This is a genomic window from Candidatus Clostridium helianthi, from assembly GCF_045310795.1.
In the GTDB taxonomy this organism is placed as follows: Bacteria; Bacillota; Clostridia; order Clostridiales; family Clostridiaceae; genus Clostridium; species Clostridium helianthi.
Genome location: NZ_JBJIAB010000001.1, coordinates 202,335 through 214,818, shown reverse-complemented (window position 1 = coordinate 214,818; position 12,484 = coordinate 202,335). Strand labels below are relative to the sequence as shown.

General features: G+C 25.1%; 13 protein-coding genes. All 13 read left to right on the top strand.

Annotated elements, in window-relative coordinates; all coding sequences use genetic code 11:
- The first annotated feature begins 84 nt into the window (after window positions 1-84).
- Window positions 85-1,161 carry a glycosyltransferase family 4 protein gene (locus ACJDTP_RS01000; RefSeq protein WP_406760235.1) on the top strand — a complete coding sequence of 359 codons (1,077 nt, stop codon included), beginning with the start codon at window positions 85-87 and terminating at the stop codon, window positions 1,159-1,161.
- Between the two features lie 130 nt (window positions 1,162-1,291).
- Entirely contained in the window at window positions 1,292-2,044 is a 753-nt protein-coding gene (locus tag ACJDTP_RS00995; RefSeq protein ID WP_406760234.1) for a winged helix-turn-helix domain-containing protein, read from the top strand.
- On the top strand, window positions 1,960-2,352 hold the full coding sequence (locus ACJDTP_RS00990; protein WP_406760233.1) for an IS630 family transposase: 393 nt from the start codon (window positions 1,960-1,962) through the stop codon (window positions 2,350-2,352). Before ACJDTP_RS00995 ends, ACJDTP_RS00990 begins: the two co-directional genes overlap by 85 nt.
- A gap of 222 nt (window positions 2,353-2,574) precedes the next feature.
- Window positions 2,575-3,528, top strand: coding sequence for a glycosyltransferase family 2 protein (locus ACJDTP_RS00985; protein ID WP_406760232.1), 954 nt, complete (start codon window positions 2,575-2,577; stop codon window positions 3,526-3,528).
- A 148-nt stretch (window positions 3,529-3,676) separates the two neighbouring features.
- The gene (locus tag ACJDTP_RS00980; RefSeq protein ID WP_406760231.1) at window positions 3,677-4,780 is read left to right on the top strand and encodes a glycosyltransferase; all 1,104 of its coding nucleotides are present in this window, start codon (window positions 3,677-3,679) and stop codon (window positions 4,778-4,780) included.
- Window positions 4,781-4,846: 66 nt separating this feature from the next.
- On the top strand, window positions 4,847-6,292 hold the full coding sequence (locus tag ACJDTP_RS00975) for a hypothetical protein (protein ID WP_406760230.1): 1,446 nt from the start codon (window positions 4,847-4,849) through the stop codon (window positions 6,290-6,292).
- A gap of 285 nt (window positions 6,293-6,577) precedes the next feature.
- Window positions 6,578-7,456, top strand: a complete 879-nt coding sequence (locus ACJDTP_RS00970; protein ID WP_406760229.1) for a glycosyltransferase family 2 protein — start codon at window positions 6,578-6,580, stop codon at window positions 7,454-7,456.
- 50 nt (window positions 7,457-7,506) lie between these two features.
- Window positions 7,507-8,607, top strand: coding sequence for a UDP-galactopyranose mutase (gene glf, locus ACJDTP_RS00965; RefSeq protein ID WP_406760228.1), 1,101 nt, complete (start codon window positions 7,507-7,509; stop codon window positions 8,605-8,607).
- Between the two features lie 3 nt (window positions 8,608-8,610).
- The gene (locus ACJDTP_RS00960) at window positions 8,611-10,065 is read left to right on the top strand and encodes a flippase (RefSeq protein WP_406760227.1); all 1,455 of its coding nucleotides are present in this window, start codon (window positions 8,611-8,613) and stop codon (window positions 10,063-10,065) included.
- 172 nt (window positions 10,066-10,237) lie between these two features.
- Window positions 10,238-11,110: a UTP--glucose-1-phosphate uridylyltransferase GalU gene (galU, locus tag ACJDTP_RS00955; RefSeq protein WP_406760226.1), complete on the top strand. Its 873-nt coding sequence runs from the start codon at window positions 10,238-10,240 to the stop codon at window positions 11,108-11,110.
- 157 nt (window positions 11,111-11,267) lie between these two features.
- The gene (locus ACJDTP_RS00950; RefSeq protein ID WP_078114790.1) at window positions 11,268-11,675 is read left to right on the top strand and encodes a nucleotidyltransferase substrate binding protein; all 408 of its coding nucleotides are present in this window, start codon (window positions 11,268-11,270) and stop codon (window positions 11,673-11,675) included.
- 1 nt (window position 11,676) lies between these two features.
- The gene (locus ACJDTP_RS00945; protein WP_078114791.1) at window positions 11,677-12,000 is read left to right on the top strand and encodes a nucleotidyltransferase domain-containing protein; all 324 of its coding nucleotides are present in this window, start codon (window positions 11,677-11,679) and stop codon (window positions 11,998-12,000) included.
- 227 nt (window positions 12,001-12,227) lie between these two features.
- Window positions 12,228-12,389 (top strand): hypothetical protein, encoded by a 162-nt coding sequence (locus tag ACJDTP_RS00940; protein ID WP_406760308.1) that lies wholly within the window; start codon window positions 12,228-12,230, stop codon window positions 12,387-12,389.
- Window positions 12,390-12,484 lie beyond the last annotated feature (95 nt).

Below are 12,484 nucleotides of genomic sequence, written 5' to 3'. Positions count from 1 at the left end.
AATAGAGTGTTTTTGAGTACATGTTGATTATATAGGAATAATATATAAGAATTTTATATTTAAAGTGTTTAAGGAGAATTTACATTGAATATACTTTATTTAAATAATGAAATGACCATAGGTGGAGTTGCTAAATGTATTTTAAAACTTTCTAAAGAATTCATTAGAAGTAATACAATTTTTATAGCGAGTAAAGATGGTGGCGCTTTATTACCTGAATTTGAAAAGATAGGCATTAGAAATATTTCATTGAATGATATTGAAAATAAAACCCCATATAATATTATAAGTAATATTATAAAAATTATATATATAGTAAAAAAGAACAATATTGATATAATTCATAGTCATCATAGAATGACAACGCTATTAGCTAAAATAGTATCAAAGTTTATCGGAGTTAGAGTAATACATACTCAACACTTATGCATTGAAGATAAGTTTAAGTTGACTAATGTATCATTAAAAAATGTAAATACTATAACAGTAAGTGAAGCAGCTAAAAGAATTTTGATTAGAAAATCTAAGTTAGATGAAAAGAATATTATAACTGTATATAATACTATAGAAACTGAGTGTAAAAATAAAGTGGTAGATAGTGAACTTTTAGAATTAAAAAAGTGTGGATATTTTATAGTTGCTCAAGTTAGTAGAATGATAGATTATAAAGGAGTTTATGATTTTATAGAAGTAGCGAAGAGAACTTCATTGGAAAATGAAAAAATAAAGTTTGTATTATTAGGTGATGGACCTGAATTAGATAATTTAAAAAAACTAGTTAAAAAAGAAGGGTTAAAAGAAATAGTTTATTTATTAGGATCTAAGGATAATGTTATAGAACATCTAAAATATATAGATGTATTATTATTATGTTCTTATATAGAGGGATTACCATTAGCACCATTAGAAGCATTTTCTCAAGGTGTTCCAGTTATAGCAACCAATATTGATGGAACAAATGAAGAAATTATAGATGGTATAAATGGATATTTAGTAAATGTTAAAGATATTGAGATGTTTAAAAAATTTATCTTAGAACTATATGGTAATAAAGCTAAATATATAGATATGTCAGAAAAATGCAAAAAAGTATTTAAAGACAAATTTAATAATAATTTATATTTTGATTTACATTTAAAAATTTATAAAAATAACATGTGATAAGATGATATTTAAAATATATATGTTGCAAAATGAAAATTTTCAAAATAGCTTTCAGGGATAATTATCCATAAGTATAAATTAGCTAAAATATCCAAACTAAAAATAAAATTATCAAGAGATGTTAAATATGGATGTTTTAGTACTTAACAAGATTAGTGGATATGAAGATGAAGTCAAAGAAATAAAAAATGATTTAAAACATATTAAAAATTTAAAATTATATAAAAGATATTCTATATCAATTAAACATTTTGATGAATTTAGTAATAGAAAAATAGCTGAAATGGAAAATATAGATGAACATACTGTTTCAATTTATATACAAAACTATAAATTGAAAGGATTAGACGGATTAAATATTGCCCACGGCGGAGGAGCTAGTAAAAAACTCAATAAAGGACAAGAAAAAATAATAGTAGAAACTATTACTACAAAAACTCTAGAAGATTTTGGTTTTGAATCTAAAAAGAATTCGAATATAGAATTGGTAAGACAATCGGTTATTAAAGAATTTAATGTAACAATATCGCATAGGGGAATAGCTTATGTATCGTATAGAGTAAATTTAAGTTATACAAGACCAACTTACATTCTAGTAAAAGCTAATAAAGAAAAACAAGAAAAATTTAAAGATGATTTTAAAGTTGTAAAAAAATGCCTTAATGGATTAGTTGATACTATTTTATTTGAAGAGGAATCAATGATTAGAGATTATCAAGCAATAAAAAAGAACTGGCTTATAAAAGGCCATCAAAGAAAAATACCTACTTACGAAAAAATGATTGAGCTAAGCTTATGGGAGTATTGGATTATGAAACTGGTAAAGTATATTGTGAAGAACATGAGAAATATGATGCACAGGTATTCAATAACTTTGTAGAAAATGTACTTAAGCAATATCCGAATGGGAAAATTGTTATGATATTAGACAATGCTAAAATTCATCATCCAAAATTGATACAACCGTTTTTAAATAAAGTTAAAGATAGACTTGAACTGATGTTTTTATCGTCATATAGCCCAGAAATGAATTTAATAGAGGGGTTATGGGTATGGTTGAAAGCATCTATTATTAATAATGTGTTTTATCATTCTTTACCACAAGTTAGAAACGCAGTTGAAAAGTTTATAGGAAATATAAATATAGTTTCTACTCAGATAATAGACGGGCTGTGCGTCCGAATGTAGAAAACAATTTGCAACATATATAATTAAATATTTTAAATTTTATATAAAAATATTAACTTTAAAATAAGGTTTAGAAAAATAATAAAATGTATAATTAAATATTTAAAATCTTTATATAGTAGTTAAATAATATTATGTGAAGAATTATTGCAAAACAATTAATTGTTAAAATTTAATGGGAGTATAATTATACTAAATTTATAATTAGGGTGAGTAAGATATATGTGTAATAAATTAGTTTCAGTAGTGATGTGTTGTTATAATGAAGAGATTCAATGGGTTAAAAAAAGCATAGAATCACTAATAAATCAAGAATATAAAAATTTGGAAATAATTATAGTTAATGATAATCCGGATAATTTGGATATTATTTCCTTACTAACAAGATATTTAAAAATTGATAGAAGAATTAAAGTATTATTTAATAATAAAAATATAGGGTTAGTTAAATCATTAAATAAGGCTTTATTAGAATGTAATGGGGAATATATAGCAAGAATGGATGCTGATGATGTAAGCAAATTGAATAGAATAAAAAAACAAGTTGAGTTTATGGAAAAAAACAATGAAGTTGGATTAGTAATGTCCTATGCAAATTTTATTGATGAATTTGATAATAAGATTGGTGAACAAAGAAATACACCAATTAAATTTGAACAAATAAAAAAAATATTAATGTATAAGAATGTTGCAGTACATCCCACATGGCTTTTTAGAAAGAGTATTTTAAGTAAATTAAAACGATATAACGAATGTATGTATGTTGAAGATTATGAATTTTTATGTAGAGCAATAATTAATGGTATTATTTTAGAAACTTTACCAGAATTTTTGTTAGATTACAGAGTAAGAAAAACTAGTATATGTAATTCAAATAGATTATTTCAACAAATTAATTTTCAAACTATAAATAAATCTTATATAGCAGCATTAAAGGGAAAACCGTATTGTATACTTGAAAACTTTGATAGTAACAATTTGAAAAATTTAAAATATTTAAAATTTACTCAAGATAATATTTATAGAGGGAAAGTTTTAATAAATGAAAAAAAATACATAAAAGGATCAATTCTAATATTTTTTAATGTGATAGGTAACAGGTATAAAATTAACCAATTAATTAACGAGATAAAGTATAGAATGAATTTAAAATTTTTAAATAATAATTTTACTTGATATAAAATATGTTCCTAACATAAAATGCAGTATATTGTGATAAGTATTAAAAGAAATTAATAAAAATTAAGTGAGGATTTTAAATTAAAATAAAAAACGTGAAATATAAATGGTTATTCATATAATAACTGTTTTAGAAAGGAAAAATATGAAAAGAAAGATAGCTTTTTTTATTACAAATTTAGAAGGAGGAGGAGCAGAAAAAGTATTGGTGGATATTGTTAACAGTATAAATGCAGATAAGTTTGACATAACATTGGTACTTTTAAAAAAGAAAGGTGTACATCTAAATAAGGTTAGAAAAGATATAACAATAAAGAATATATTTTCAAGTAATAGGATTTTAGGTGCAATGAGTTACAGATTTTTAAGGTATTTGCCTAAAATATATTATAAGTTAAAAATAAAAGAAAAATATGATGTTGAAGTGGCTTTTCTAGAAGGGTTACCAACAAAATTGATATCTGCTTCCAACAATATACATAGTAAAAAAATTGCATGGGTTCATATTGATTTAATAAAAGAGCATTGGACTAAAAAATATTATGACAGTATAAATGATGAAAAAGAAAGCTATAAAAAGTTTAATGAAATTATATTTGTTTCAGAAGATAGTAAGCAAGCATTTAATAAGTTATTTAGTAATCTTAATATTAAAGAAAGAGTAATATATAATCCTATATTAATTGATGATGTAATAGAAAAGTCTAAAGAAAGAAACGTAAAGTTCGAGGAATTTACAATTATTTCGGTTGGTAGATTGCATAAACAAAAGGGGTTCTATAGATTGATTAAAGTACATTCAGAGTTATGTAAAAAATATCCTCATAAATTAATAATATTAGGAGAAGGACCTGAAAGAAATAAATTAGAAAATGAAATTAAGGAATTAGGTGTAAAAAATAGTGTGGAATTGAAAGGATTTGTATCTAATCCATATCCTTATATTAAAGCGGCAGATTTGTATATATCATCTTCAATTTCTGAGGGACATCCTTTAGTCATTTTAGAAGCTGTAGCATTGGAAAAAGCTATAATTGGTACAAGAATAAGTGGAACCAGAGAAATATTAAAAGATGGTGAGTGCGGTATACTTTGTGAAAGTACAGAAGATGGAATAAAGCAAGCATTGGAATATGTGCTAAGTAATGATAATGTTATTAAAAAATTAGAAAATAAGAGTAAAAAAAGAAAAAAAGATTTTAATTATAGAGAGAATATAAGAGAAATAGAAAGGTTATTAGAAGAATAATTAAGATTGTTTTTAGTTTTATTAATTAGCAGTGTTAAAATTATGCAGTTAAAAATGAGGTTGAATATGATTATAAATAATAAAATTGTAAAATTCTTAATATGTAATTTGATAAATTTGATATTAATTTCATGTTTATTTTTAAGCAGTTACTTTGGAGAAGCTAAATATATATTATATGCAATTTTTGGATTAATTTACATATTATATCTACTAAAGAAAGATGAAATAGATATTATAAAAAACCAGATAAGTTATACTTTGATTAGTTATGTAGTCTTAGATTCTATATTAGCTCATACTAAAATAGATGTTCCTTTTGAACTTAAATATTTATCGGAGATTATTTCAATTATTTTAATTTTTAAAATACTAATTAACTTTAATGAATATAAGAATTCTATAAAAGATAGCATAGCAATAATTATAATAATGTGTATTATAATCAATTTTATATATGTTTGTATTACCACAAGAAATTTAAGTGATTTTTTTAATGGATTAAGAATTTATTTTAGGTTTTTACCAACTTATATAATTTTAAGTAATAGAAAAATAAATATAAAATACTATTATTATATGTATTATTTTATTAATTTAATTATATTTATAATACAAATTATTTTAAAAAGTGACCCAGATATTATAAATGGAATCTTTGGATTAACAGGTCCATCGACTTTTGCCATATTTATAATGATTATGTCAATTATTCTTTATTTAAAATTTTTAAAAAAGCAATGTAGCATATTTGTAATATTATTAAATATAGCACTAACATTTACTTGCTTTGTATTACAAGAAAATAAAGCTTTTATTTTTATTTTTATAATAGTAACAATAATTACTCTTTTTGTTGGTAAAGGAATTATAGTGAAAAAAGCTTTAGTAGTCAGTATATCGATAATTTTTATGATTATTGGAATAAATATGGTCATGGTTTTATTTCCGAAATTTAGCAGTATGTTTTCCGGAAATACTATGATTATAACGATAGAAGATTATATTTTACATAATAATAACTCTAAGTTCATAATGGGAAGATTAGAAGCAATACCATATTTGAGTTCTGTAGAATTTGATAAACCATATGAAAATTTTATTGGTAAAGGATTGGGAAGTGCGTTACCAAATGAAAATTGGTATTATATAGATTCAGGTGTAAGTAGAAATAGACAGATATTTGATATCCAAGCATCTAAAATTTATGAAAAGTATGGTAGTAATTTTGGCTATCATTTATCGAGTACCACTGTACTTAATTTAGAAATAGGAAGTATTGGACTAATTTTAATCATAGTAATGTGTTTAATATTTACAATAAGAGCTTGTGTTTTAATAAGACAGGGAAATTTATATAATCAAATTTATGGGATGATTGGTATAATGCTTATAATTAGTTTTTTATTTGCTACTATTTATGGCAGTGACTTAATTAGTAGACAATTTACTCTTATGATTTATGTATTAATTGGGATTGTTACTGAAAAGTATAAAAACATATATACTTAGAAATTGATAAAATTATAAGAAGTTTTCGACTTTTAGAATTCTACATCTACATTAGTAGAACATTAATAATATATGCTTAAATAAATTAATAGAAATAATTATATCTAATTTGATAAACAAAATATTTTAATTACCTTCTTATATTTTATATTGTGGACTGGTCTATTAAACATAAATATATTTAAGTGAAATATACAATTTATGTGGTAAATTAGTGAATAAAATTTTACTTGTTGCAATATTTTATGATGCAATAAATCTTAATAATAAGAGGAGTGAAGAATTTTGAAAATATGTGCTGTAGTAGTAACGTATAATAGGCTAGATTTGCTAAAACTAACGATAGAAAAATTATTAAATCAAACAGTAAATTTAGACTCAATAATAATTATTAATAATGCAAGTAATGATGGGACAGAAGAATATTTGAAAAAATTAAGTAAGCTGATTATTTGCGTAAATCTGAAAGAAAATATAGGTGGTGCAGGTGGATTTAATAAAGGATTAAGATATGCTTATGATAATAGATATGATTATATTTGGATAATGGATGATGATACAATTGCAACTGAAAATGCATTGGAAATGATGCTTAAAGGATTGAAGTTATTAAAAAATGAGAATATTGGATTTGTATGCAGCAATGTTTTGTATAAAGATAATAACCCTTGTTTAATGAATATACCTAAAGCAGATTATATTTGGAATAAATTTTCTGAGTTTAGTTTAGTAAAGGTTAGAAATGCCTCCTTTGTTTCATTATTAATTAATAGACAAGTAATTGAAAAGGTTGGATTACCTATAACTGAATTTTTTATTTGGGGGGATGATTTAGAATATACAAGTAGAATAAATGAACAATTTAATGGATATATGATAGGTAATAGTATAGTACACCATTATATGAAAGAAAATTTAGGAGTTTCTATTGTTGAAACGGAAAATAGAATTGATAGATACTTCTATGAATTTAGAAATAAACTTTATATAGCTAAAAATAGTGGTTTTGGAGGAATAATTAACTATATTTTTTATGTAGTTAAGATATTAATTAAAATATTCATAAAATCAAATAATTTTAAATGGAGAAAAATTAGAATTGTAATAAAAGGTGTCTTTAGTGGATTATTTTTTAATCCAAAAGTAGAATATATAAAAAAATAGTATGGTTTTATTCTTTAAATAAAACCATATAAAAATATGAGGAGAGAGAAATGAAGGAATATGATTATTTAATAGTTGGATCAGGATTATTCGGAGCAATATTTGCATATGAAGCAAATAAAAGAGGAAAAAAGTGTTTGGTTATAGATAAGAGAAATCACATAGCTGGAAATATCTATTGCAAAGAGGTTGAGGGAATTAATGTTCATGAATATGGTGCACATATATTTCATACTAGTAATAAAGAAGTTTGGGATTACATAAATAGTTTTACAGAGTTTAATAGATATACAAATTCACCAGTTGCTATTTATAAGGACGAACTTTATAATATGCCATTTAACATGAATACATTTAATAAATTATGGGGAGTTAAGACACCAGCTGAAGCTAAAGGTAAAATTGCAGAACAGTTAGCAGAAAGCAATATAGCTGAACCTAAAAATTTAGAAGAACAAGCAATAAAGCTTGTTGGAAGAGATATTTATGAAAAGTTGGTTAAGGGATATACAGAAAAGCAATGGGGCACTAGAGCTACAGAACTTCCAGCTTTTATTATAAAAAGACTTCCTGTTAGATTTACTTATGATAATAATTATTTTAATGATAAATATCAAGGTATTCCGTTAGGGGGATATACTAAGATTATTGAAAAAATGCTTGAAGGAATTGAAGTAAGGCTTAATACTGATTTCTTTAAAAATAGAGAGGAATTAGAAGGTTTAGCAGATAAAATAGTTTTTACTGGAATGATAGATGAATTTTATGATTATAAATTTGGAACTTTAGAATATAGAAGTTTAAAATTTGAACATGAAATTTTAAATGAAGAAAATTATCAAGGAAATGCAGTTGTTAACTATACTGAGTATGAAGTACCATATACAAGAATAATAGAGCATAAACATTTTGAATATGGTACGCAGCCTAAAACTGTAATAACTAGAGAATATCCTGCTAAGTGGAATAAAGGCGATGAACCATATTATCCTATAAATAATGAAAAGAATAATGAAATTTATAATAAATATAAAGAATTAGCAGATAAAGAGAGCAATATAATTTTTGGAGGAAGATTAGCTGAATATAAATATTATGATATGCATAATGTTATTGAGCAAGCTTTAAGATGTGTTGAAAAGGAACTTTAGAAGATGAGTAAAAGTATAGCAAAGAATTTTATGTATAATTTGTTACTTCAAATAGTAACTTTATTCATGCCGTTAATAACAGTTCCATATGTATCAAGAATATTAGGTAAAGAAGGTATAGGGGTATATAGTTATACCCTTTCTATCGTTCAATACTTTGTGATTTTCGGTAGCCTTGGAGTTTCTATGTATGGAAATAGACAAATTGCTTATGTAAGAGATGATAAAGAGAAGATGTCTAAGACATTTTGGTCAATAACATTTTTAAAAGCCATAACAACCGTTATCTCCTTATTAGTTTATATATTGATTTTTGGATTTAATAAGGAGTATGGGAATATTTATTTAATTCAAGCAATTAATATTTTAGCTGCTACCATTGATATATCATGGTTGTATATGGGGCTGGAAGATTTTAAGAAAACAGTTACGAGAAATCTTATTGTCAAGATATTAGGAGTAATCTGTATTTTTATATTTGTAAAAAGTTACAATGATTTATATAAATATATAAGTATAAATGCTTTGATGATTATGCTTGGAAATTTAGTTATGTGGATGTATTTGCCTAGAACAGTTTTAAAAGTTAAAGTGAAATTTTCTGATATTGTAAGTCATGTTATTCCAACAATGCAATTATTTATACCACAGATTGCAACTCAAATCTATTTGGTATTAGATAAGACGATGCTTGGAACTTTAGCTAATACTGGGGAAGTAGGACTCTATGAACAATCCGAAAAAATAGTTAAGCTAGTATTAGGTTTTGTAACAGCACTTGGAGTTGTTATGTTACCTAGAATGAGTAATACTTTTGCGAGTGGTGATAAAGAAAAAATGAATGGATATTTAAATAAGAGTCTTCAAGGAGTATCTTATGTATCGATTCCTATGTCTGTGGGATTAGCAGCGGTATCCAATGAATTTGTTCCATGGTTTTTTGGAAAAGATTTTAGTGCAGTTTCATACTTAATGATTATTTTAACTCCAATTTTGTTTTTTATAGCAATTAGTAATGTATTAGGTGTTCAATATTTATTACCAACAAATAGAACAAAGGAGTTCACAGTTTCTGTAACTATGGGGGCAGTAATAAATGTAATATTAAATTTCATATTTATACCCTATTATAAAGCCATTGGAACATGTATAGCAACTGTAATTGCAGAATTTGTAGTTACTTTAGTTCAATATATATCTTTAAGAGAAAATATCCAAGAAAAAAATTTGATTAAAAGCATTGTTAAATATGTAATTGCTGCAACAGTTATGTTTATTGTAGTTAGACTTATAGGAAACTATATGGGGGCTAAAATTATAACAACAATAGTTCAAGGGGCAGTGGGGATAATCATATATATAGTAATTTTAGTATTATTAAAGGAAAAGATTAATTTATTCGCTATTAAAACTATATCGTTAAAATTAAGATTAACCAATATAATAAAAGAAAAATAGATTTGCGTTTAATCTATAAATAAAAAAATATCTAGATAGATAGATAGATAGATAGATAGAACTAACAAATAAAGATATTATCTGTTTTTAATATTAACAGAATTACTTACACTTAATATGTTACTGACAAATATAAAAGATTTACATTGTAGAATATAATGGGAGAGAGAAAATGAATAAGAAAATAAGAAAAGCAATAATTCCAGCAGCAGGTCTTGGAACTAGATTTTTACCTGCAACTAAGGCTCAGCCAAAGGAGATGCTTCCTATAGTGGATAAGCCAACAATTCAATATATTATAGAGGAAGCAGTTGACTCGGGTATTGATGAAATTCTCATTGTTACTGGTAGAAATAAAAAATGTATTGAGGATCATTTTGATAAATCTGTTGAGCTTGAAATGGAGCTTGCAAAAAACCACAAGGATGAATTATTAGAATTGGTTAAAGATATTTCAGATATGGTTGATATTCATTATATAAGACAGAAAGAACCTAGAGGATTAGGACATGCTATTCATTGTGCTAAGAGTTTTGTAGGGAATGAACCTTTTGCAATTCTTCTTGGTGATGATATAGTATACAATGAAGGGAAACCTTGCTTAAAGCAGCTTATTGATTGTTATGATGAGTACAAAACAAGCATTTTAGGTGTTCAAAGTGTTGAACCAGAAGATGTATGTAAGTATGGTATAGTTGATGGAATAGTAATAGAAGATAGAGTTTGCAAAGTCAAGGGATTAGTAGAAAAGCCAAGTATAGAAGATGCACCATCTAATACTGCAATACTTGGTAGATATGTAGTTACTCCTGCAATATTTGAAATTTTAGAAAATACAAAACCGGGCAAAGGAAATGAGATTCAACTTACAGATGCATTGCTAGAACTTGCTAAAAGTGAAGCTATGTATGCTTATAACTTTGAAGGAAGAAGATACGATGTTGGAGATAAGCTTGGATTTTTAGAAGCAACAGTGGAATATGCCTTAAGGAAGCCTGAAATTAAGGATGAATTTATAGATTATTTAAAAAATATAGTAAAATAGCAAGTGAGTCACAAGTTCCTCACTAGCACCTCTGAGGTCCAAAATTTTACAGAAATACGTATTGCACTAAGTTGAAAGTTTAGTGCAATTTTTGTTTTAAGGAAAAATATTATAGGATATAATAGTAGTAGATAATACTTGTAGTGGAGGATTAATAATGGATAAAAGATTGAATGAAAAATTAAGTGACTTTGGCAAGGCTTTATTAAGATTAAGTGAAGCTATAGATGAAAGTAAAAGTAATTCTAAATCATCAACACTAAAAGATGGAGTAATACAAAGATTTGAATTTTGCTATGAAATATGTTGGAAATTAATAAAATATTATTTGGAAAGTGAAGGAATACAAGAAGCTAAAAGTCCTAAAAGTACATTTAGAGAAGGTTTTAAAATCGGAATTATTGAAGATGGTGAAGTTTGGATTGATATGTTAAATGACAGAAATTTAACTTCTCATGTATATGATGAAGAGGTAGCCTTTGACATATATGAAAAAATAATTTCAAAATATTTTAAACAAATGAATGATATTTATGTATTGCTTAAATCAAAGGTAGTTGATTAGTATGTTTGGATTAAAAGAAATTATTATAGTTAATATAAATACGGTTTTATCTAAGTACGATGAAATTGAAAAAGCTTTGATTTTCGGATCAAGATCTAGAGGTAATTATAAAAAAACGTCAGATATAGATATAGCTGTTTTTTCACATAATATGACTAGCAGTAGATTAAATTTATTAAGAAATGACTTAGAAGAGCTTGACATTATATATACTGTTGATGTAGTTGATTTTTATAAAATATCTAAAGAAGAATTAAAAAATAATATAATAAATGATGGAATAGTTATTTTTGATAGAAACAGTATTCAGCAGCAAGTTCAGTAATGCTGTCCTCACAAAGGGGTCAGACAATTGTAGAAGACTTGTATTAAATAAATGTTTAGTGCAGTGTTTTTTGTTGAAGAAATTTGTTCCACTAACTAATAAAATGTGTTAAACTATGATGGTATTTAAGAATTAACCATAGAGATGGGCTATGGTGGTTGTACGTTTTCCCACCTTGGGCTATTGGTAAAGATTTTACTATATAGTCTAAGGGGGTGGTATTGGATATGCTAGAACTTATCATAGAAGGTATATTTATTGTATATATTATTAAATTGATATTAAAAAATAACCTTTTCACTTCAAATATAAAAATTAAGAGTAAGTTTCTTGGTTTAGATATAGAGGTTAAGAGCAAAGAGAAAAAGCACCCATCCAGCGAAGATTAGTGCTTTAAACTCTTATTTAACAATTAATTTAAGTTAAAAATCTAATAGCCCTAAAACATAAAAACGTTCTAGGAGTAGCTTAGTGTTACCAGCAC